Below are 24,927 nucleotides of genomic sequence, written 5' to 3' on the forward strand. Positions count from 1 at the left end.
TTTAATGCAGTGAAAAGTTTTAAGTATAGAGCTATGAAAAGCGATGGAACTAAAATTGAAGGTAGGTTTGAAGGGGAAAATAGGGAAGAAGTTATAAGTATGATAACTTCAAATGGATATTATCCTCTAAAAATAGAAGAAGTAATTGAAAGCAAAAGGATAGAAATCGACCTCTTTGGTAGGATTACTACTAAGGATTTAGCTATTTTTTGTAGACAGTTTTATACTATGCTAGAAGCAGGGGTTTCTATTGTTAGCTGTTTAGAAATCTTATCAGTAGAAATATCTAATAAGAGGTTAAGAGAAATAATAGTAGAAGTAACTGAAGATGTTAAAAAAGGAGATACATTGTCTGAATCTATGGCAAAGTATCCTAGGGTTTTCCCTCAAATATTAATAAAGATGGTTGAGTCAGGGGAAGTAGCAGGTAATATAGATGAAATGATGAAGAGACTTTCTCTTCACTTTGAAAAGGAATATAAGCTTAATAATAAGATTAAATCATCAATGATATACCCAGCTGTCTTAAGTGTAGTTGCAGTAGCTGCTGTAATATTTATTATGACATTCGTAATGCCAACCTTTATAGAGATGTTTGAAGAAGAAGGAATAGAACTTCCATTAATAACAAGAGGATTAATAGCTGTAAGTAAGTTTATGAGTAGTAATTGGATCTTATTAATTATAATCTTAATTGCTATAATTATAGGATTTAATATATATAGAAAGAGTCCAACAGGAATTGCAAGACTTAGTAAATTGAAGCTTATATTACCTGTAATAGGAAAATTAAATAAAAAGATAATAGTTTCAAGATACACAAGAACTTTATCTACTTTATTATCAGCAGGGGTATCTTTAGTACATGCCCTACCTACAGTAAGTGGTGTCCTTGGTAATAAGGTAGCTGAAGAAGCTATTATGAGAAGTAGAGAAAAGGTAGTAAGAGGAGATACATTAAGTTCAACAATATTTGATGAAAAGATATTTCCTACTATGCTAGCTTCAATGGTTAAAATAGGTGAAGAATCAGGAGCTTTAGATGATTTATTAAATAAAACTGCTGATTTCTATGATGATGAAGTAGAACAAGCAATCCAAACTTCTGTGGCATTAATAGAGCCTATATTAATAGTATTTATGGGATTAAGTATAGGAATTATAGTAATTTCCATAATGCTACCAATGTTTGATATGTATTCAATGGTATAATATTAAACTTTTAAATTAGCTTTAAATTAAAAATTTATATATAAGAAAGGGGAATTTTTATGTTAAAAAATTTAAAGAACAAAAAGAAAAAGAGAGGGTTTACATTAATTGAGCTTATTATAGTTATAGCAATTATAGCTATATTAGCATTATTAGCTATTCCGAAGTTTAGTGAAATAAGACAAAGTGCAAATGAAAAATCTGATATAGCAAATGCTAAGACTATAGCAAATGCTGTAACTGCATTAGTAGCAGAAGGGAAAGTAGATGTTGGTACAGATGCAGCTACTCCTAATTCATTTGAATTAGCTAAGACTGGAAATACTGGAGATGCAGCAGATGTAGCAGGATACTTACAAAATGTACCTACACCTAAGAGTAAGAGTGGAAATTTCTCAGTAACAATAAGTAATAAGGGAGATGTAATTGTATCGGCTGAAAGCACGCCATTATTCCCAGAGCAGTAGAATTTGAAATGGAAGCAAAATGCAGATAACATCTGCATTTTGCATAATAATAATTAAGAAAATTACTAATGAAACTCTTGCATAGCTTGAGTTTCTAATTAATTAATATGAATTTAAATGAAGAAACTAACTTTAATAAATAACTACAAAGGTAATTTATATTTAAAGGGAAGCTATAAATTACAAAAAATTTAAAGAGAAATCCAATTGAATGGATTTCTGAAATAATTGTCAGTTATAAGTTATTAATTGTTATCAGGGGGTGATTTTTTGGCTAATGAAAAGGGTAAGCTTGGAACAAAGCTTAAAGACTTAGGTAGTATGGATATAAAAGACATAGGAAAATTATTTAAGAAAAATAAAGAAGGCAATGGTGAAAATACTAATGTATCTTATGAAGGTATCATTTCTTCTAAGAAGCCTAAAAAATTTGAAAAACCTAGGCTTGTATTATCTATAGATATGGGAAGTAATTATTTAAAAGCAGTAGAAGGTAAGCTTCAAAAGGGAAGTATTAGTGTTAGTAAACTAGCTGAAGTTGTATTACCTGAAGGGGCTATTGCTGATGGGAAAATAATAAATTTTGAAGTAGTAGTAAATGCTTTAGAAAGATTAATTAAAGAAAACTCTATTAAAGCAAGAGATGTAATTATAACTACTAACTCTTCTTCTATTATTAATAGAGATATATTAATTCCAGCAGTACAAGAAGAAGAAATGGATACAGTGGTTAGATATGAAATACAACAATATTTACCTATTAATCTTGATGATTATATAGTTCAATTTGTTGTTTTAGATGAAATTGTAGATGATGATGGTGTGAAGCTTAAAGTAAATGTTACTGCTTTCCCAGAGAGAGTTGCACTTAGTTACTATAATTTAATTAATGCTTTAGATTTAGATCCTTATGCCTTAGATGTTAGCTATAATGCAATAAATAAACTTGCAAACCTTGGTGAATACACTCATAAGGAGGTCGGATTAATAGGAGGTCCTGTTGCTTTTGTTGATATGGGAGCAGCCTCTATAAATGTTGCAATATTTAAAAATGGCAAATTAGATTTTACCAGAATGATAAAAATGGGTGGAGATAATATATTATATGCCCTAAGCGAAAGCTTAAATATGTCAATAAAATCAACAGAATTTATTAAATTCAAAGATATAGACCTATTATCTGAAGATGAAGAAGATGAAAAGAGTAAGATAGTCCAAGGTGTTATTAACGATTTATTAGAAGAATTAGAAAGAATTATTCAGTTCTATAATAATAGAGCTAGTACAAAGATAGAGACCATATTTATTTATGGTGGACTTTCCAATATAAGAAACATTAATTTATTTTTAGAAGAAAAACTTAATACAAGAATTCAAAGAATTGAAGATATAAAAAATGTAAACCTAGGCAATAACATTTTAATGAATAGAGATATAAGCCAATATTTAAATGCTATAGGAGCAATTATTAGATTGTAAGAGGAGGCAATAGGATGATGGATCTGAATTTCTTTGCTCCTTATCAGGGGCAAAAGAAGGAACAACATAATAAGAATATTTATGTCTACTCCGTTGCAGCCTTTTTATCTGTAGCTATTGTGGGAAGTTTTGCTTGGAATACTGGTCGTATTATTTTATTAAATAATAAGATAAAAGATTATAATGCTAAGCTAGAAGAACAAGTAGTTAAAGAAAAGCTTGCAATCTGGGAAGACATAAGTAGAAAAACAGATATTTTATCAAGATATAACGAGGGATTAGTAGATATAAATAATGCCTTAGATACTAGAGCGGTAGTAAGCACTGAACTTTTAAATATGATAAGTTCATGCCTACCTTCACAAGTAACTTTTAATAGTATAAGTATAGATAATAAACAAATTTCAATACAAGCTGTTTCTAGTAGCAGAGCTGCTATAGGAGAGCTAGAAAACAATTTAAGAAAGCTAGAGAATATTCAAGATGTTTATATAGGTGGTATTTCAGGAACTGAAAGCTATACTTTTGATATAAAATGCGTTTTAAAGGATGTTAAGTAATATGAAGATAAGTAAGAGAGAGAAATATTTATTAGGTATTCTTGGAGCTTTAATAATTTGTTTTGTTTATTATCAATTTATATATATTAATCAAGTGAAGAAACTAGATGTTAAAAAGGAAGAAGAACGAGTAACTAAAGAAAAATACGATAAAGTTATGAAGGATATAGGAGATTTAGAAGGTCTAGAAGAAAGGCTTAAAATTCTAAAGGTAGATGTTTATGAAAAATCTAAGAAACTATATCCTATTATATTACAAGAAAAAATTATACTTGAAATAGACAAGCTATTAACTGAAAGTGGACTAGATGCTAATTTAGGCTTTAATCCAATTACAGTAGAAAAAGTTGAGGAACTAAAGTCTGATGAAATTGTAAAAATAGAAAGTTCCTTTAAGGATTTAGTTGATGAGTATAATGGAGATAAATTACCAGAAGGTGATACTGAGGAAAATACTCAAGGTTCATCAGCAGCTGCAGTAGAAGGAAGTACTTCAGAAGTTACAACTACAGAAAAGGAAGGACCAACTACAGAGCAGCTTAAGGTTTCAGTTAACTTTACTGGAAGCTACGAAGAAGTTAAAAAGTTTATAAGTTCTATAGAAAATTATGGAAGAAAAATAGCAATAACTAATATTTCTATAACAGCTAAATCTCAAGATGAGCTTTCAGGAATAATGAATTTAGAATTCCATGCTATTCCTAAACTTTCTGGTGAAGATGAGGAATATTTAAAATGGACTTTAAATAATGTATACGGAAAAGAAATATTGTTTAGTAGTGGAAATGCAACAGGTGCCTATGCTGACCTTAAGGATGAAAACTCTAGTACAGATGTAACTGACTTTGCAATGTTATTAAAGTCACCATCATCAGAACTTCCAACCTTAACTATGGGTAAGGCTAAGGATGATGCAAGGGAAACTTATATTTATTCAGATAATGAAAAGATAGAAGAAGTAGAAATGACCTTGGATGAAGTAGATGGAAAATTATATTACAAATATAAGACATCAAAATCTTATTATCCAAAGGAAAACTCTAATGAAGGAAAAGTATTTGCTGCAAACTCTAAAGATATAGTATTAGAAATACTAAGTGAAAAGAGAGATGTTAACTTCGACAATTCTGGAGTTAAATTAACTATTGTAAATAATACATCTAAAAATGTTGAAGTAATTATTAGAAATGATGATACTTCAAACCCTAGAGTTTCAGTAACTGGTAAGGGTAATACAGTAAATGTCACTAATAAGTAGGTGTGTATTATGAAAATAAAGAATAAAAGGGTCAAAAAAGGGATGACATTAGTTGAGGTGATAATTAGTGTCGCCCTTTTATCAATATTAATTATACCTTTGTCTACATTAGTTCTTTCTGGCTTTAAAAATAGTAAGGACGGAGAAAATAAACAGAAGGCTATTTATGTAGGGCAAAAGGTACTAGAAGAGATAAAGGCTTATGATAAGATAATTCTTAAAGAAGAAGGTTCTCCAATGCATAAATACTTTGAGCTTTTAGATGGAGATAAGGTTGAGAAAGATGGAGAAAATGATAAATATACTGCAACTTTCCAAAGGAATATTTATGGAAACCCATCTGAACCATCAGGAAGTAAGGAACCTGTTTTCAATGTAGAGTTAGAAATAAAGAAAAATGATAAGTTTGATTATAGTAATGTTAATTCTGTAGATTATACAAAGGCAGGTTATAAGCTTAAGCTTGTAAAAAAAGAAGGAGCTAATAAACTAATTGATGAGGATAATCCATTAAAAGAAATAATTGTGAATGATGATTTAGTTATGGAAATAAAAACTAATACATTAGAAATTTATAATAGAAATGACAGGAGTAATATAAAAACTATTCCAATTAAGCCAGGACAAGAAAGCATTATATTTATAAACCATGATGAAAGCTTTTCTATTGATAATCTAAATATTGAAATTTTTAATGATCTAACTTCATCAGTTGATATAAATTTAGTAACTAATAGTGTTACTAATGTAGATGCTAGTGGAAATAAAAGAACAGTTAATATTATATCATCAAAGGGAAATATAATGTTTTCTAAGATAGATACATCAAAGGAAGCAGGAGTTTCAGATATGTATAATTACTCTGTTGTAGTTAAAGATAGTAAGAATAAAATTCTATTTGAAGGTGATTCAAGTAGTAATTTAATTATAAAGTAAGGTGGTGAATTCAGTTGAAAAAGAAAAAAAGAGGTTCAACCATGGTGATGGTAGTTATTACAATGGCTATAATCTTTTTGGTTGGAACAACTGTTTTAGGTTTTACTTCAAGCACTTATAAGAGGAAAGTAAACGAAAGTAAAAGAATGCAAAATCTTTATGAAGCAGATTCAGGTTTAGATGTTGTAGAGAATATTATTATAAAAGCATCTCAAGAAGCTATAAAGTATGCAGATACAAAAGTTAAAGAAGGATTCGCCCAAAATACTATTATTGCTACTGCAGATAAAACAGAAAAAGAAGTTGCTAACGAATTATTTAAAAGTAGCTTCTATAGTTTTTTAACTGATAATAAGGTTGTGGTTAATGGAACAGATACAGATTTATTATTATATTTAGTTTCTAATCTAAAAACAATAGATTCAGTTGAAGATAGGGAAATTAAAACTATAGATGCTGTAGATCCATCAGTAGGTTATATTATTGAAGTGCCTGAGAATGGATATGAATTAGTAACGGGTGAATCAGGGGAAAAGTGGATTAATATGGATGTTAACTCTAATTTTGAAACTAAGGGCTCTGAGCTTAAACAAAGAAGAACAGTATCAATAAACTTTAAGGTTAAGGCACCTGAATATAATTCAGAAATTAATATAGTAGATATTTATCCAGTATTTGATGGAAAATCTATTACTGCTGATGGAAATATGAAAGTTGAAGGTGGAACAGAGAGTAATTTAGATATAACTGGAGATGTTTGGGTTAAGGGTGTAGATGAAAATTTAACTGGTGAGAACTTTACTTTTGATAAATATAAAGGTGGAATATATTTAAATAACACTGGTTTTGATATTACTGGAAATATATATACAGCTAATACTTTACATTTAGAAAATAATATAAAGGGAACTGCTGGACATAATTCCTTAGTCGATGGAGATGTATTTGCTAAAAATGTTTATGTAGGTAAAGGAAGTTACTCTGGAGGATCCACTAATAATAAAATTGACTTTTATAAAGATGTAACAGTTAATAATGATTTAGCAATTAATTCAACTAATAGTGTAATTAATTTAAAGAATAATTTTTATGGAATAAATGATAAAACTACAGAGGTAGACAGTGCTGGTAAGGCATTAAATTCAAGTAGTATTATAGTTAATGAAGTAAGTACTCCTTCTGAACTAAATATAGAAAAAGATGCTTATATTATGGGGGTTGCATATTTAAATGCTACAGATGCTTCAGGAAATCAATATCAGACTGGTGAATCTGTTGCAGTAAAAGGAAACTATCTAGCATATACAGATGTAAGTGGGATATTAGATCCAAATAGTAATGCAACATTAAAGTATTATAGTCCACTTCAATTACTTGAAAGTATAAATGGTGTAAGTAATGCTGATATGAAATCAAATTATTTTGCTAATTACTTTAACAATAAAGATAGTAAATATAAATTTAATGATGGTGGAGTAACACTAAAAGGAAATGTACACTCAGTAGGTACTAGTATTAAAAATAGTGATGGAGAAATATTAAAAGGCGGAATAACTGTAGAAACTAATAAGGTAGTAGATGCTGAAAGAGAAGAATATGCTAGAAACGTATTTGCTATGGGAGATACTACAGGTATTAGTGAGAGTACAGATATTTACGGTGGACAAACTGTATTAAAAACAGTTGCAAATCAAATTGATTTTGAGAAGCTAGAAGGGGTAAAAGGTGAGAACTTCAATACAGATAAAGGGTTATTAGTATTAAAAGGTAAAAATGAAAAAATAAATATAAAAGATGGAAGACTTAATGGGGTGGATGTTAGTAAGGGATTAATTATTTCTAATTCAGATATTGTTATAGAAGGAGACTTTAACTTTACTGGAACTATAATAACTTCAAAAGATATAACATTTATTGGAGATGGAAATAAGGTAATTAACTATTCGCCACAAGTAGTAAGAGAAGTAATAGCTTCTAACTACGATAAGATTAAAGATATATTTAATGGAAGTGCAAGTTCTAAAAAGGGGAGTGAAGTTAAAATTAATTCATCTTCAGAACTTCTTTCTACAGAAGGATTCCTAGAGAAATCTAGATGGAAGATTGAAAGGTAAGATAGATATGAAGCAAAAAAAGAATGGCTTTACCCTATTAGAATTAATAATAACCTTAAGTATCACGGTTGTAGTTCTTGGAACAATATTTACATTTTTCTTAAATGCTAATAAAACTATTATAACCTCAGAAGTAAACTCAGATATTCAAATAGAAATAGAAAATATTCAAAAAGAGCTTTCTAAGTATGGCTCAGAAGCAGAAAGATTAACTAGGATTAATGGTAGAGAAGTGAAGGTATTAGATCCTGCAATACCTTCAAGTCCTGATGAAATAAAGTATTCAGATTTAATTACTGACCCAACTAGTAAAGGGAAGCTTGATGTAAATGAGATAGCTTTTAAAGTAGAAAGTGATATATATAAATTTACTTACAATAGCGGAACTAGAATATTGGAGCTAAGAAAAAATTTAGAACCTGCAACTCAGTTATCCAACAAGGTAACTGAGTTTAAAGTAAGACCTTTAGATTACAGATCGAATTCAGGTGGAAATTTCAATAATGTAAATGGACTAGAAGTTTCATTTGTTCTAAATACTAAAAAGGGTTATTCAGATGTAACAACTCCAGCTAGCTTAATAGTTAAATTTAGAAATAAATAAAGAGAGGTGATGAGATGTTTAAAAATAAAAAAAATAAAATAATAAGCTTTTTAACTTGCTTTCTTTTTATAGTATCTTTAATATCCATTAAGGCCTCTAATGTAAAAGCAGATGATGTTGTAAAAACAGAGCCAAGCTTTGAGTTAAGATATACGGTTGGTGAACCAGCAGGAATAGATAATACTATAAGGGTAAAAGGTATTGTAAATAACGATATCACAATAAGAGGAGAAGTAACAGCACTTCCTTTTGAAGTTGACTATCCTTTAAAGGAGTTAGTATTAGTATTAGATGTGTCAGAAAGTATGCATGAGAGCGTAAAAGGAAGCAGCGATAACTGTAAGATTGATAAAAATGGTATATGTACTACAAAAGGTCATAATAATGCAAAAAATCATCCTAGCCAATATCAATTTTCTAAGATATACAAATTAAGAGAAGCAGCCAAAGCCTTTGTAGAAAAGTTTAAAACTACTAATAACTTAAAGATAGCTGTAATTTCTTATAATAGTAAGGCTGAAATATTATCTAAGGGTTTTATAGAGTCCAGTAAAACTGCGGATTTAATAGAATCAATAGATAAGTTAAGTGCTGGACAAGGGACTAATACAGGTGAAGGCCTGAGAAAGGCACTATATCTTTTAAATAAGGATAATACTAAGGCGAATAAATCTATAGTATTAATGTCAGATGGTCTCCCTACTTACTCTACTGTAATTACTAAAAATCTGATAGTTGGAGAAGACAAGAATCAAATTCCTAATTATTTTAAAGATATTACCGTAGAAAATGGTGGAGTAATATGGAATACTGGTAGTGGCTTAAGTGATGTTTATGGCTATGATTTAAACTATGCAAAAGAAATAGCAAAGATAAATAAAACTAATAATTATAATGCCTATTCTATAGGATATGGCCTTAATGATTCAGGAAATAGAAATTTAAAAGCAATTCATAAGGAAATGATACAATTACCAAGTGAAAATCCTAATATTGAGATAGATGAGAATCTTGGATATTATGAAGCTAATGATAAAGTAGTTGATAATAAGCCAAATAATAACTATGCAATAGATAGTGTATTCCAAAAGATTGCTAATGATTTAGAAGAAAAATATACACTTATTGATACTAATTTAGAACTTGAAAGTATCAATAAGGATTTTACATTAAATATTGCAGGTAATAAGGTAGCCTTAGAAGATTTAACTTATACTAAAGATGATAATAACTCTAATCCTAACAAGATTTTATATAATGGAAATAAAGTAAGTTTTACTTATAACATCAATGGTAAGGAAGATAAGTTAAACCAAAAGTTATATGAATCTATTAGTATAAATTATAGATGGAAAGATGAGAGTAGAAAAGCTGATTTAAAGAAATATTTAGTTGTAGATTTATTTACTGAAGCAGAGAGATTGGAACATGGATTATATAATGGATTTATTAATGGAAAACCAAGTATTGATGAGCATGGTGAGAATAATTCATTTAATGTAACTCCAGGAGCTACCTATACTTTTGGCTCAACCTTTATTCTAAATGTTAATAATATAGATATTAAACTAGACGTTGATAAGAATATAGAAGTTAATGATGAGGAAATGAAAATCTATAAGATAGTAAATAATAAACTTGTTGAATTGACTACTTCAGAAATAACTAAAGATGCATCTATTGTAAATAGATATAATATAAAATTAAATGGGCTTTCAGATGGTATTACCAATAAGGCTGAAATACTAGTAGCTTATAGGGGATTGGTTAATACGGAAGTTCCCAATAAAACTGTGTTAAGTAATAATATTATTATCAGTAATAGTTCTAAGGCTGTATATATGGGAACACTTTCAGATGATGAGCCTAGACTCCCAGATTTATTTTAAGCTTTTGGCTAACGTAATAGTAAAGGAGGTATTTAGGTGAAGAAAAAGAAAAGTATAATTATATTATCATTATCTTTATTAGTTGTAAGTTTAGTATCATATATGGCATTTGCAACAGGTGATGAAGGTAGTGAAAAAAGCCCTTTGGACTTTGCACTTTTTGCTACTGAAAATATTCATATTTATGGTACTGATATTAGTTTTAAAGGAGATATTTGGGCAAATAAAAGTTTGACATTCAATGCTACAACAGTAAAGATTGAAGGAAATACCTGGAGTAATAATGATATTAAGGAAAGAAAATTTATTGATGGTGTATGGAATAATAATTTCGGTACTTTAACATTAGATAATAATAAGGAGTCACATATCATTACAGACGAGGATTCTAAAAAAATGATAAATTTAATGGAAAGTGTTGAAGGGATAGCTTTAGAAAATGGTAAAATTCACAATGGGAATATGATAATAACTACTGATGAGTTGAACAGAAATTCTATAATAGCTAAAAAAAAGCTAGATGAAGCTGGCAATATTAATGAAGAAGGAGATATTACAGGTGACTTAAAAGAATTAAATAATTATATAGTAGCTGATGGTAAAATTGATATAAAAGCATCTAATGCTAAGGGGATTTTACCTCCAAATGAGAGAGAGGATTTAAATAATAAGAACAGTATTGTAATTGCTTCTAAAAAGAAAACAATGACACCAACAAATTTAACTTTATATGATAGTAGTATTAGAATTAAAAGTGATGCTGGTGTAGCTGTGATTGGAAGTATATATGCCCCTGATGGAAATGTATATATAGAAGCAAATAGTATATATATTATAGGTAATATTATGGCTAAGAATATATATTTAAGAACTTCATATTTATATGGAAATGATGAAGGTAAGATTATATTTAAAGAAGATTTATAAATAAGAAAAAGATATCTCTTAATTTAAGCACTATATTTAATGGGTAAGAGATATCTTTTTATTTAGAGTTATTTTTAATTCAGTAATTAATAAATAAATATTATAAAGAATAAGTACTAAAGTGATATAAATTAAAAAAGAGGATTTAAGCTAGCGCTTGAATCCTCTTTTCATTATAACTAAATTTATTCATTCAGTCGCTCAATAATCAAAATATGCAGACTAATAATGTTATGAAAAAGAGGACTTGGAGCTTGCGACGGAGCACAGAGTAGTTATGATTAGCATTATTTATTTACATAAAATCTTTATACAATCTTAATGTTTTGATTATTAATCCTAACACTATCTTTATATGGATTTTTATATAATTCAATTATGGAAGGGGGATTAATAATGACAGTAGTTATTTATTTAGTGGGGCTTGTGGCCTTAAGCTTATTTGTTTATTTAACTTATATTTTACTAAGAGGTGATAATGAATGATTAACTCAATATTGCAATATTCATTGTATTTAATTATTTTAGTAGTTTTAGCTATTCCATTAGGTAGTTATATTGGAAAGGTAATGAATGGAGAGAAGGTTTTTCTAAGTAAGGTTACTAAGCCAGTAGAAAAATTTATTTATAAGATTCTAGGGGTAAATGAAAATGAGGAAATGGGATGGAAAAAGTATTTTAAATCCATAGTATTCTTCAGTTTACTTAGCTTTATATTCTTATTTGCATTGCAAATTATACAAGGATTTTTACCTTTAAATCCAGAAGGCGTTAAAGGGACAAGTTTTGATTTAAGCTTTAATACAACAGCAAGTTTTGTAAGTAATACTAACTGGCAAGCTTACTCAGGAGAATCTCAATTATCATATTTAACCCAGATGCTTGGACTTACAGTTCAAAACTTTTTATCAGCAGCAGTAGGAATAGCAGTATTATTTGCTTTAATCAGAGGTTTCTCTAGAACAGAAAAGAAAACAATAGGTAACTTTTGGGTAGATTCAACAAGAAGTGTTTTATATATATTAATTCCATTATCAATAGTAGTTTCAGTTTTAATTAATTCTCAAGGAGTTGTACAAAACTTTAAAGCATATGAAGAGGTAGAATTATTAGAACCAGTAACTTTAGAAGATGGAACTGTAGTAACTAAGGGGGTTGTACCTCAGGGACCTGCAGCAAGTCAAATTTCAATTAAACAATTAGGAACTAATGGAGGTGGATTCTTTGGAGTTAACTCAGCACATCCACTTGAGAATCCAACACCATTTTCTAATGCAGTTGAAATGATATCAATTTTATTAATACCAGCAGCACTTTGCTTTACCTTTGGTAGAAATATTAAGGATAAAAAACAAGGTCGAGCTATATTTATTGCAATGTTCTCAGTTTTAGTAATTGCTTTAGCAGCCATTGCAGTTAGTGAAGCAAATGCAACACCACAACTTGCAAGTGGAGGAGCAGTTGATATTTCTACAGTAAATCAAGCTGGAGGTAATATGGAAGGTAAGGAAGCTAGATTTGGTATAGCAGCTTCATCAACCTGGGCAGCCTTTACTACAGCAGCTTCTAATGGTTCAGTAAATTCAATGCATGATAGTTATACTCCACTTGGTGGTATGGTTCCAATGCTTCTAATGCAACTTGGAGAAGTAATATTTGGTGGAGTTGGCTGTGGACTATATGGAATGCTTGCTTTTGCAATAATAGCAGTATTTATTGCAGGACTTATGGTAGGTAGAACACCAGAATATTTAGGGAAAAAGATTGAACCTTATGAAATGAGAATGGCTATGTTAGTGTCTTTAGCAACTCCAATAGCAATATTAGTAAGTAGTGCTATAGCTTCATTAGTACCAAGCGTTTTAGAAAGTTTAAACAATTCAGGAGCGCATGGTTTCTCAGAAATGCTATATGCATACTCATCAGCAGGTGGTAATAATGGTTCAGCCTTTGCAGGCTTTGCTGCAAATACACCATTTATAAATATTAGCATTGGACTAGTAATGCTATTTGCAAGATTTGTACCTATGTTTGGAACTTTAGCTATAGCTGGATCTCTTGCAAGTAAGAAGAAAGTAGCAGTAAGCTCAGGATCTTTAGCAACACACAATGCTTTATTTATAGGATTATTAATATTTGTAGTAATTCTTGTAGGAGCTTTAAGCTTTTTCCCAGCTCTTGCATTAGGGCCAATAGCTGAGCACTTCCAAATGATAGGATAGGAGTGGAATGATATGAAGGAAAGTAATAGTATTTTTAAAGATAAAAATATTTTAAAGAGGGCAATAAAAGATTCCTTTGTGAAGCTTAGCCCTAAAGCACAAAAAGAAAATCCAGTAATGTTTATAGTATATATTTCATCAATAATAACAACAATTTTATATTTCTTAGCTCTAGGTGGAATTAAAGATAATTCTCCAAGCTTTATTTTAGGAATAGCAATATTACTATGGTTCACTGTTTTATTTGCAAACTTTGCAGAAGCAATTGCAGAAGGAAGAGGTAAGGCTCAAGCAGATGCTTTAAGATCTGCTAAGAAAGAAGTTTTAGCAAATAAGATTCCATCAATAAAAGAAGTAACTAATATTACTAAGGTTAATTCAACTGATCTTAAAAAAGGTGATATTGTTATAGTTAGTACAGGAGAACAAATCCCAGCAGATGGAGAAGTTATAGATGGTGCTGCATCAGTAGATGAAAGTGCCATCACAGGTGAATCTGCACCAGTTATTAGAGAAAGTGGTGGAGATAGAAGTGCAGTAACAGGTGGAACAACAGTTATTTCAGATTTCATTGTAATTAGAATTAGTAGTAATCCTGGTGAAGGATTTATGGACAAGATGATTGAAATGGTTGAAGGAGCATCAAGAAAGAAGACTCCTAATGAAAAGGCTTTAGAAATACTTTTGGTATCATTAACAATAATATTCCTAATAGTAACAGCTGCTCTTTACACTTATTCACACTTTATTGCAACAGAAGCAGGGGAAATTAATAATACTTCAATTACTTCATTAATAGCACTTTTAGTATGTTTAGCTCCAACTACAATAGGAGCACTTCTTTCAGCTATTGGTATAGCTGGTATGAGTAGATTAAATCAAGCAAATGTACTAGCTATGAGTGGTAGAGCTATAGAAGCAGCTGGTGATGTTGATATTTTAATGTTAGATAAAACTGGTACTATAACTCTTGGAAATAGAAAGGCTAGTGAATTTATACCAGTAGATGGAGTGGATGCATTAGAACTTGCAGATGCAGCACAATTATCATCTCTTGCAGATGAAACTCCAGAAGGTAGAAGTATAGTAGTTCTAGCTAAAGAAGAGTTTGGAATAAGAGGAAGAGATATTAAAGATATGAACTTAAGCTTCGTTGAATTCTCGGCTAAAACTAGAATGAGTGGTGTAGATTTTAATGGGAATGAAATTAGAAAAGGTGCTAGTGACACAATTAAAAATTATATTTTAGAAAAGGGAGGTAGCTTTTCTAAAGAATGTGAAGATGTAGTTATGAATATTGCAAATACTGGGGGAACTCCTTTAGTAGTTGCTAAGAACGGTAAGGTTTTAGGGGTTATACATCTTAAAGATATAGTTAAGCAAGGGGTTAAAGAAAAATTTGCAGATTTAAGAAAAATGGGTATAAAGACTATCATGATTACTGGAGATAATCCTCTTACAGCAGCAGCTATAGCAGCAGAAGCAGGAGTAGATGATTTCCTAGCAGAAGCAACACCAGAAGGAAAGCTTAATATGATTAAGGATTTTCAAAAGAAAGGCCATTTAGTAGCAATGACTGGAGATGGAACTAATGATGCTCCAGCTTTAGCTCAAGCAGATGTAGCAGTTGCTATGAATACTGGTACTCAAGCAGCAAAAGAAGCTGGAAATATGGTAGATTTAGATTCATCACCAACTAAATTAATAGATATAGTAAGAATTGGTAAACAGCTTTTAATGACAAGAGGAGCTTTAACTACATTTAGTATTGCTAATGATATTGCTAAGTATTTTGCTATAATTCCACCTTTATTTATTGGATTATATCCCGAATTAAATAAATTAAATATTATGGGTCTTAGCAGTCCTGAAAGTGCAATTTTTTCAGCAGTTATTTACAATGCTTTAATTATAATAGCTCTTATACCACTTGCATTAAAGGGAGTTAAGTATAGGGAAGTTCCAGCTAGTAAGCTTTTATCAAGAAATCTTTTAGTTTATGGATTAGGTGGACTAGTTAGCCCATTTATAGCAATAAAGATAATAGATTTAATAATAACAGCTTTAGGCATAGTATAAGGAGGAGTTATATATGAAACTTTTAGGCAAATCAGCTAAATTCCTTTTAGTATTTACAATTATTTGTGGTGTGTTATTTCCATTATTTATTACAGGAATTTCTCAAATTTTCTTTAAAGATAAATCAAATGGTAGTATTATTGAGATAAATGGTATTAAATATGGAAGTGAATTATTAGCACAAGAATTTACAGGTGATAAATATTTATGGGGAAGAGTAATGAATTTAGACACTAGCACATTTAAAAATGAAAATGGAGAAATACTTTTATACTCTGCTCCTTCAAATTTAAGTCCTGCTAGTGATGAATATAAAAAGTTAGTAGAAGAAAGAGTTGAAAAAATACGAAAGGCTAATCCTGAAAAAGGAGATGAACCTATACCAGTAGATTTAGTAACAGCTTCAGGTAGTGGACTTGATCCTCATATATCTGTTGCAGCTGCAGATTATCAAGTAGATAGAATTGCTAGAGAAAGAAATATGAGTAAGGATGAAGTAGAATCAATAATAGATAAATATACTAATAAGAGATTTTTAGGTGTATTTGGTGAAAAAACAGTAAATGTACTTGAAGTCAATCTTGCACTAGATGGCAAGCTTGAATAATGAAAAATTAAAAATGAATAATGAAGAATTTAGGATAAAACTCCAAGAGAGTTCTTGGAATGAAAGAATGAAAAAATTAAAGAATTAGGATGAAAACTCTTAGGAGTTTTTGAAATTTAAATTTTGTAATTCAGCTCATGCTGAATTACTTCAATAATTTTTCATTCTTCATTTTTAATTCTTAATTAAAAAAAGGGGTGATTTAATGAAAGAGTCTAGGCCTAATCCAGAGGAGTTTTTAAGAAAAATTAAAGATGAAGAAAAGAAGGATGCCAAGGGAAAACTAAAAATATTTTTTGGATATGCAGCAGGTGTTGGAAAGACCTATGCTATGCTCGAAGCTGCTCATGATGCACAAAAAGCAGGTGTAGATGTAGTAGTTGGATATATAGAACCTCATACTAGGCCTGAAACTATGGCTCTTTTAGATGGATTAGAAATTTTGCCTAAGCTCTCTGTTAACTATAGGGGAATAACACTTAAAGAGTTTGATTTAGATGGTGCTTTAAATAGAAAACCACAATTAATATTAGTTGATGAATTAGCTCATACAAATGCCGAAGGACTAAGGCATAATAAGAGATATAGCGATATAGAAGAGTTATTAGAGGCTGGAATTGATGTTTATACTACTGTTAATGTACAGCATATAGAAAGCTTAAATGATATTATTGCATCTATAACTCATGTAGTAGTTAAAGAAAGAATTCCAGATAGATTTTTTCAAGAAGCATTCCAAGTTGAGTTAATAGATATAGAGCCAATTGAACTTATTGAAAGACTTAATTTAGGAAAGATTTATAAAGATATTCAAGCGAAGAAGGCATTAAGTAATTTCTTTTCAAAGGAAAACCTAGCTGCCCTTCGTGAAATATCTCTAAGAGAAGTAGCAGATAGAGTTAATAAGGAAGTAAATATAAATAAAAGCTTCAGTAAGAGTGTGTATCATACTAATGAGCATATTTTAGTTTGCTTAAGCTCATCACCAACTAATGCTAGGGTTATAAGAGCAGCTGCAAGGATGGCAGAAGCCTTTCATGCAAGTTTCACAGCGCTGTTTGTAGAGACGATAGATTCTAAGGAGCTTAGTGAAAGTAATATTAAAAAACTCAGAGAAAATTTGAAGATTGCTGAAGAATTAGGTGCAAAGGTTGAAACTGTTTATGGAAATGATATTCCTTACCAAGTAGCTGAGTACTCAAAGTTAAGTGGAGTATCTAAGATTATAATAGGAAGAACTAAAAGAAAAAAGAGTTTATTTAAGTCTAAGCTTGGTTATGTAGATAGAATAGTTGAGCTTGCTCCAGAAATAGATTTATATGTTATACCAGATAATGATGATTTAGTTCATAAAAGAAATTATGTAGTTAAGAATATTGAGATATCAACAAGGGATTTTATAAGAACCTTTGGAATATTATCAATTGCAACTTTATTTAGCTTTTTTCTTTATAATTTAGGGTTTAGTGAAGCCAATATAATAACTGTATTTATCTTAGGAGTTCTTTTTGTTTCTAATAAAACTGATGGATTTCTTTATGGTGGAATAGCAGCATTAATTAGTGTTATGTTATTCAATTTTCTCTTTACTAATCCAAGGTTTTCATTAGACTTTTATGATCCGACCTATGTAGTTACCTTTATTATAATGCTAGCTTCTGCATTAATTACAAGTACATTAACAAATAAGGTGAAGCAGCAGGCGAAGGTTTCTGCAATTATTGCTAATAGGACTAATATATTACTTGAAGCAAGTAGAGAGCTTGAAAGAGCTAATTCTCTTGAAGATATAATTTTTACAGCTCAAAAGCAATTATATAAGTTTTTAAGAAAATCTATCATTATATATGAAGTTTCTAATGAAGAAATATCTAATGTATATAAGCAAAAGAATGAGTCATTAGTTAAGATTAATAATAAGTATATAGTTGAAGATGAAAAAGCAATAGTTACTTGGGTAATAAAAAATAAAAAGAGAGCTGGGGCAGAGACAGATACCCTGCCAGGAGCAAAGGCAACTTATATACCTTTAATAGGGCAAGAAAATGTAATGGTAGTTATAGCTATAGTATTAAAAGAGGATGAAAGTGTAGATAGTAGCGAAAAATCATTATTAGAAGCTATGCTTAGTCAAATATCTTTTGCTATAGAAAAATACACTTTAAATGAATCAAAAAAGATGGCTTTAATGCAGGCTGAAAATGAAAGGTTTAGAGCTAATTTATTGAGAGCTGTTTCTCATGACTTAAGGACCCCTTTAACAAGTATATCAGGAAGTGCAAGCTCTATATTAAATAATGATTTTGATGAAGATACTAAGAAAAAGCTAATATCAGATATTTATGATGATTCTATATGGTTAATTAATTTAGTAGAGAATTTATTATCAGCATCTAGGTTAGATGATGGGAAAGTTCAATTAAAAACTGAGCCACAATTAGTAGAAGATATTATTAATGAAGCAGTAACACATGTAAATCGTAAGATTTTAAATTACAATTTAAAGATAGACCTAGCCAATGATTTTATTATGGCAGATGTAGATGTGAGATTAATAGTTCAAGTACTGATTAATATCTTAGATAACGCTATTAAATATACAGATGAAGGTACAGATATTGTAATAAGATCATTTACTAAGGGTAATAAGGTTATAATTGAAGTTTTAGATAATGGTCTTGGAATAAGTAAAGAAAATCAAGAATGCATATTTGATATGTTCTTTACTTCAAGTGAAAATAAAGGTGATAGTAGAAGAGGTATAGGGCTAGGGCTAGCCTTATGTAAGTCCATAATAAATGCCCATGGTGGCGAAATCTATGTAAGAAATAATAAACCTAAAGGTACGGTAATTGGTTTTACATTAACTAAGGTGGAGGTTAACAATGAAGGTTTCAATTTTAGTAGTTGAAGATGATAAAGCAATAAGAAATTTTATATCTGCAACATTGGAGGTACATTCATATAATTGCTTAATTGCAGAAAATGGGGAACAAGCAATGTTAATGGTGACATCTAATAAACCAGATATTATTATATTAGATCTTGGTCTGCCAGATATAGATGGAGTTGAAATAATTAAGAAAATAAGATTATGGTCAAATTGTCCAATAATAGTAGTAAGTGCAAGAAGTGAAGATAAAGATAAGATCGAAGCATTAGACTCAGGTGCAGATGATTATTTAACAAAGCCTTTTAGTGTAGATGAGCTTTTAGCTAGAATAAGAGTTGCTATAAGGAAAATGAATTATGATAATACAAGAAAAGAAGAAAGCACTGAATTTATAAATGGTGAATTAAAAATAGATTATATTTCAGGATGTGTATTTGTTAAGGATGAAGAAATACATTTAACTCCAATAGAATATAAATTAATATGCTTATTAGCTAAAAATGTGGGGAAGGTGTTAACCCATACTTATATATTGAAGGAAATATGGGGAGTAGCTTATGAAAGTGATATACCTTCTTTAAGAGTATTTATGGCTACTTTAAGGAAGAAGATTGAGAAGAATTGTGAAAAGGGAAGATTTATTCAAACACATATAGGGGTTGGCTATAGGTTAATTAGGATAAATAATTAATTTAGAAAGTGCTTAAATAAATTTTAGTATAAAAACTCCGAGTGGAGTTTTTTCTTTATAGTTTTATTTATCTTGTAAACTTATAAATCTTATACTGAATTTATGTAGTAATATCAATGATATTTTATTATTTTAGAAATTATATATAATGATATAGATTTCATAAGAAAGTTTATCTGAAATATAAATTGCAAACTTATTGACAAGCTATCTAGGGAGTTATATAATATCTATAAATTAAAACAAAGTAATAAGCAAAACTCGTATATCCTCTGAATATGGCAGAGAGTATCTACCGGAAACCTTAAATTTCCGACTATGAGTGATTTTGATATACTATAACTATAACTTTTTATAGGATTTTAGGCATATTAACTTCACTTAGAAGATTAGTGTGCTTTTTTTTATACCTAAAAATAAGTAAAAATACGAAATAAATAATTCATACATAAAATAAAATGAAAGAAATAAATCATTTCAAGGGGGAAGAACAATGGCAACTATTATTAAAACAGCATACACATTTGACGATGTATTACTAGTACCAAATAAATCTGAGGTTTTACCTAATGAAGTAAGCTTAAAAACTAAATTAACTAAGAAGATTAGCTTAAATATTCCACTAATGAGTGCAAGTATGGATACTGTAACAGAATCAAAGATGGCAATTGCTATAGCTAGAGAAGGTGGAATAGGTATTATTCATAAGAATATGACTATTGAACAACAAGCTAAGGAAGTTGATAGAGTAAAGAGACAAGAAAATGGAGTAATAACAGATCCTATTTTCTTATCTGAAAATCATACTGTAAGAGAAGCTCAAGAATTAATGGCTCAATATAGAATTTCAGGAGTTCCAATAACAAGAGGAACTAAGTTAGTTGGAATTATCACTAATAGAGATATAGTTTTTGAAACTAACTTTGATAGATTAGTTTCTGAAGTTATGACTAAGAGCCCACTTATAACATCAGGTGAAGGAACTACTTTAGAAGAAGCTCTAGAAATATTAAAGAAACATAAAATTGAAAAACTACCTTTAGTAGATGGTGACAATAATTTAAAGGGACTAATCACTATTAAAGATATTGAAAAAGTTAAAGCTTTCCCAAATGCTGCTAAGGATTCTAAGGGAAGATTATTATGTGGAGCATCAGTTGGTGTAACTAAAGATATGATGGACAGAGTAGATGCTTTAGTTAAGGCTAGCGTAGATGTTATTACATTAGATACAGCTCATGGACATTCTAAAGGAGTTATGGATGGAGTTAGAGCTATTAAAGCTAAGTATCCAGATCTTCAAATAATAGCAGGTAATGTTGCAACTGCAGAAGCTACAAGAGATTTAATAGAAGCTGGAGCAGATTGTGTAAAGGTTGGTATTGGACCTGGTTCAATATGTACAACAAGAATAGTTGCTGGTGTTGGAGTACCTCAATTAACAGCTGTTATGGATTGTGCTGAAGAAGGAAGGAAATATGGAGTACCAGTAATTGCTGATGGTGGATTAAAGTACTCAGGAGATATAGTTAAAGCTTTAGCTGGTGGAGCTTCTGTTGCAATGATGGGATCAATGTTTGCAGGATGTGAAGAAGCACCAGGTGAAATGGAGATATATCAAGGAAGAAGCTACAAGGTTTATAGAGGAATGGGATCTCTTGGAGCTATGGAAAAGGGTTCAAGTGATAGATACTTCCAAAATGGAACTAAGAAGTTTGTACCAGAAGGTGTTGAAGGAAGAGTTGCATTTAAGGGTGCTGTAGCAGATACAATTTATCAATTACTAGGTGGAATCAGATCAGGAATGGGATACTTAGGAGCACCAACTCTTGATGATTTATATGAAAATGCTAAGTTTGTTGTACAAACTGCATCAGGAATAAGAGAAAGTCATCCACATGATGTTAATATAACTAAGGAATCACCTAATTATAGTAAATAAGCATATTTACTATAATAATTAACAATTAATAATGGACAATTGACAATTAAGGATGAAACTCAATGAATTGAGTTTCGTATGATTAAAATAGAATAATTAACAGTGAAGAGAATTAACAGTGGAGAATTAATAATTAAGGAAGAAACTCAAGCCTTGCTTGAGTTTCATTAAAGATTTTTTTCTAGTAATTTGGCACAAATTACTTCATAAATTGTTAATTATTAATTGCTAACTGTTAATTGTTATTTACATATTGTTAATATGTCGGTTTTCCTTTAAACTTATATGTGTTAAGTTTTTATAAATAAATTACGCTTTGGAGGGTCACATGAATAAAGAATTAGTTTTAGTTGTTGACTTTGGTGGTCAATATAATCAATTAATTGCTAGAAGAGTTAGAGAATGTGGTGTTTACTGTGAAGTTCATCCACATACTATAAGTGTTGATAAAATAAAAGAAATGAATCCTAAGGGAATAATTTTTACAGGGGGACCTAACAGCGTATATGGTGAAGATTCTCCTTTATGTGAAAAAGAATTATTTGAAGCTGGAATTCCTATCCTTGGAATATGCTATGGATCTCAATTAATGTCTCATATGCTTGGAGGAAAAGTTGCAACTGCTCCTGTAAGTGAATATGGTAAGACTAAAGTTGATGTAGATGTAGAATCTAAGATATTTAAAGGTGTATCACCATCTACTATTTGTTGGATGAGTCATACAGATTACATAGAAAAAGCTCCAGAAGGATTTAAGATAGTAGCTACTACTCCTGTTTGTCCAGTTGCAGCTATGGAATGTGAAGAAAAGAAGCTTTATGCAGTTCAATTCCATCCAGAAGTTATGCATACTCAAGAAGGAAATAAGATGCTTTCAAACTTCCTATTCAATGCTTGTGAATGTGCTGGAGATTGGAAGATGGATTCATTTGTTGAAAAGACAATTGAAGAAATCCGTGAAAAAGTTGGAAATGGTAAAGTATTATGTGCATTATCAGGTGGAGTTGATTCATCTGTAGCTGCAGTATTACTTTCAAAAGCTGTAGGAAGCCAATTAACTTGTGTATTTGTTGATCATGGTTTACTTCGTAAAAATGAAGGAGATGAAGTTGAAGAAGTATTTGGACCTAATGGACAATATGACTTAAACTTTATACGTGTAAATGCTCAAGAAAGATTCTACGAAAAGTTAAAGGGTGTAGAAGAACCAGAAGCTAAGAGAAAAATAATTGGTGAAGAATTTATAAGAGTATTTGAAGAAGAAGCTAAGAAGATTGGAACAGTAGATTTCTTAGTACAAGGAACTATTTATCCAGACGTAATCGAAAGTGGACTTGGAAAATCAGCAGTTATAAAATCACACCACAATGTTGGGGGACTTCCTGACTATGTAGATTTCAAAGAAATAATAGAACCATTAAGACTATTATTTAAGGATGAAGTACGTAAAGCAGGTTTAGAACTTGGAATACCTGAAAAGTTAGTATTCAGACAACCTTTCCCAGGTCCAGGTCTTGGAATACGTATCATAGGCGAAGTAACAGCTGAAAAAGTTAAGATAGTTCAAGAGGCAGATGCAATTTACAGAGAAGAAATTGCAAAGGCTGGAATTGATAAAGAAATTGGTCAATACTTTGCAGCCCTTACTAACATGAGATCAGTAGGAGTAATGGGAGATGAAAGAACTTATGATTATGCTATAGCACTTAGAGCTGTAACAACAAGTGATTTCATGACAGCAGAATCAGCTGACCTTCCATGGGAAGTACTTGGAAAAGTAACAACTAGAATAGTAAATGAAGTTAAAGGTGTTAACCGTGTGCTTTATGATTGCACAGGAAAACCACCAGCAACTATTGAATTTGAGTAATAATAAAAGTCTAATATAGATAAAAAGAGTTATAAATATTTCTGAGATAGAAATAAATTATAACTCTTTTTTAGTTAAATTTTTTATAATGTCTTTATAAGATATTATTAATATATATATATGATTCTAGGGTAATCCAAATTACCTTTAGAAAATTTCACTTAATACATAAGATTATGTATTAAACCTCTGAAATAATAATTTATATTAGAAAAGAAATATCTTTTCCTGTATCCCAAATAGATTCATTAATATAGGTAATGTTCACATAAGTATAAATATGAAGTAAAATATTAAATTTCCTTAATACCATTTATTATATGCAATATTTTGGTATATTTTTTCAATAGCTGATTAAATATTTGTACGATCTAAATAAATATTCAGAACTAATTCACTTTTAAGGTACGTTGTTTTTTAAATATAGCAAGATCAAAAAATTTAGCATATTTAAAATTATATACTACAGAACTACAGTCAAAAATTTCTCCAGATTTTAAATAAACAGTATCATTTATTATGATTGCAGGATCACCTTTTTCAAGTTCTAATAATTCTGCTTCATACTCAGTAATCTTTCTACTCTCAATGATTTTATCTGCAAAGCCAATATTTAGTTTTAATGCATCCTGAATATAGTTAAAAATTGATGATTCAGCAATTTCCTTATTTAAATAAGGGACTAATTTTTTATTATATCGCGAAAACTCTAAAGCAAATGGATTATTATCCACATGACGCAAACGAATCACATTGTAAATCTCTGTATTTTCATCGCATTTAAAAAGCTCTATATCTTTTTCTGTAGCTTTTTCAAGATTCATTGAAATTAGTTTAGTACTTACATTTTTATCAATAAACTCATTACTAATGCCCCTTGTACTAGAAAGGCTTAAATAGCCACTTCTACGATTTTCTCTAATATACACACCGCTACCTTGTACTTGATAGACAATGCACATTTCAGCGAGCTCTTCTATTACTCTACGTACACTATAGCGAGTAACACCATAAGTTTTAATTAATTGATCCTCTGTAGGCAATTTTTTTGTTTCATTATACATTCCATTTTCAATTTGCTCGAGCAGAATTTCTTTTAACTCTTTTGCTTTCATGTCAACACCTCTAGTTAAACCTTTATATTTATATAGTAGCATAGTAATAAATAAAATCAAAT

At 29.9% G+C, this 24,927-nt stretch carries 18 protein-coding genes and 1 riboswitch; of the genes, 17 read left to right on the top strand and 1 reads right to left on the bottom strand.

What is annotated here, in order from left to right; genetic code table 11:
• The first annotated feature begins 9 nt into the window (after positions 1-9).
• The 17 genes from E5347_RS10530 (at position 10) to guaA (ending at position 23,750) form a co-directional block, all read left to right on the top strand.
• On the top strand, positions 10-1,212 hold the full coding sequence (locus E5347_RS10530) for a type II secretion system F family protein (protein WP_136007153.1): 1,203 nt from the start codon (positions 10-12) through the stop codon (positions 1,210-1,212).
• A gap of 59 nt (positions 1,213-1,271) precedes the next feature.
• Entirely contained in the window at positions 1,272-1,679 is a 408-nt protein-coding gene (locus tag E5347_RS10535; protein WP_136007155.1) for a prepilin-type N-terminal cleavage/methylation domain-containing protein, read from the top strand.
• 270 nt (positions 1,680-1,949) lie between these two features.
• Complete coding sequence (gene pilM, locus E5347_RS10540; RefSeq protein ID WP_243109767.1) at positions 1,950-3,158, top strand: type IV pilus assembly protein PilM; 1,209 nt, start codon at positions 1,950-1,952, stop codon at positions 3,156-3,158.
• Positions 3,159-3,172: 14 nt separating this feature from the next.
• Entirely contained in the window at positions 3,173-3,718 is a 546-nt protein-coding gene (locus E5347_RS10545) for a PilN domain-containing protein (RefSeq protein WP_136007157.1), read from the top strand.
• A gap of 1 nt (position 3,719) precedes the next feature.
• Positions 3,720-4,976, top strand: a complete 1,257-nt coding sequence (locus tag E5347_RS10550; protein WP_136007159.1) for a hypothetical protein — start codon at positions 3,720-3,722, stop codon at positions 4,974-4,976.
• 9 nt (positions 4,977-4,985) lie between these two features.
• The gene (locus E5347_RS10555) at positions 4,986-5,912 is read left to right on the top strand and encodes a type IV pilus modification PilV family protein (RefSeq protein WP_136007160.1); all 927 of its coding nucleotides are present in this window, start codon (positions 4,986-4,988) and stop codon (positions 5,910-5,912) included.
• A gap of 14 nt (positions 5,913-5,926) precedes the next feature.
• Positions 5,927-8,026 (top strand): pilus assembly PilX N-terminal domain-containing protein, encoded by a 2,100-nt coding sequence (locus E5347_RS10560; protein WP_243109768.1) that lies wholly within the window; start codon positions 5,927-5,929, stop codon positions 8,024-8,026.
• Between the two features lie 7 nt (positions 8,027-8,033).
• Positions 8,034-8,630 (top strand): PilW family protein, encoded by a 597-nt coding sequence (locus tag E5347_RS10565; protein ID WP_136007164.1) that lies wholly within the window; start codon positions 8,034-8,036, stop codon positions 8,628-8,630.
• A 14-nt stretch (positions 8,631-8,644) separates the two neighbouring features.
• A complete protein-coding gene (locus tag E5347_RS10570; RefSeq protein WP_136007166.1) occupies positions 8,645-10,519 on the top strand; it encodes a vWA domain-containing protein in 1,875 nt (624 codons plus the stop codon).
• 36 nt (positions 10,520-10,555) lie between these two features.
• Positions 10,556-11,446, top strand: a complete 891-nt coding sequence (locus tag E5347_RS10575) for a hypothetical protein (protein ID WP_136007168.1) — start codon at positions 10,556-10,558, stop codon at positions 11,444-11,446.
• A 482-nt stretch (positions 11,447-11,928) separates the two neighbouring features.
• Positions 11,929-13,668, top strand: a complete 1,740-nt coding sequence (kdpA, locus tag E5347_RS10580) for a potassium-transporting ATPase subunit KdpA (protein WP_136007170.1) — start codon at positions 11,929-11,931, stop codon at positions 13,666-13,668.
• 12 nt (positions 13,669-13,680) lie between these two features.
• On the top strand, positions 13,681-15,747 hold the full coding sequence (kdpB, locus tag E5347_RS10585; RefSeq protein WP_136007172.1) for a potassium-transporting ATPase subunit KdpB: 2,067 nt from the start codon (positions 13,681-13,683) through the stop codon (positions 15,745-15,747).
• Positions 15,748-15,760: 13 nt separating this feature from the next.
• The gene (gene kdpC, locus E5347_RS10590; protein ID WP_136007174.1) at positions 15,761-16,354 is read left to right on the top strand and encodes a potassium-transporting ATPase subunit KdpC; all 594 of its coding nucleotides are present in this window, start codon (positions 15,761-15,763) and stop codon (positions 16,352-16,354) included.
• Positions 16,355-16,559: 205 nt separating this feature from the next.
• On the top strand, positions 16,560-19,265 hold the full coding sequence (locus tag E5347_RS10595) for a sensor histidine kinase (protein WP_136007176.1): 2,706 nt from the start codon (positions 16,560-16,562) through the stop codon (positions 19,263-19,265).
• The gene (locus E5347_RS10600; RefSeq protein WP_136007178.1) at positions 19,240-19,938 is read left to right on the top strand and encodes a response regulator; all 699 of its coding nucleotides are present in this window, start codon (positions 19,240-19,242) and stop codon (positions 19,936-19,938) included. Before E5347_RS10595 ends, E5347_RS10600 begins: the two co-directional genes overlap by 26 nt.
• Before the next feature lie 241 nt (positions 19,939-20,179).
• Positions 20,180-20,277: riboswitch (purine riboswitch) on the top strand.
• Between the two features lie 154 nt (positions 20,278-20,431).
• On the top strand, positions 20,432-21,880 hold the full coding sequence (gene guaB, locus E5347_RS10605; RefSeq protein ID WP_136007180.1) for an IMP dehydrogenase: 1,449 nt from the start codon (positions 20,432-20,434) through the stop codon (positions 21,878-21,880).
• A 328-nt stretch (positions 21,881-22,208) separates the two neighbouring features.
• Positions 22,209-23,750, top strand: a complete 1,542-nt coding sequence (gene guaA, locus E5347_RS10610; protein ID WP_136007183.1) for a glutamine-hydrolyzing GMP synthase — start codon at positions 22,209-22,211, stop codon at positions 23,748-23,750.
• 389 nt (positions 23,751-24,139) lie between these two features.
• On the opposite strand, the gene E5347_RS10615 is transcribed toward guaA, so the two are convergent.
• Positions 24,140-24,865 (bottom strand): GntR family transcriptional regulator, encoded by a 726-nt coding sequence (locus E5347_RS10615; RefSeq protein ID WP_168354950.1) that lies wholly within the window; start codon positions 24,863-24,865, stop codon positions 24,140-24,142.
• Positions 24,866-24,927: the final 62 nt, after the last annotated feature.

The organism is Clostridium sartagoforme (assembly GCF_004794105.1).
In the GTDB taxonomy this organism is placed as follows: domain Bacteria; phylum Bacillota; class Clostridia; order Clostridiales; family Clostridiaceae; genus Clostridium; species Clostridium sartagoforme_B.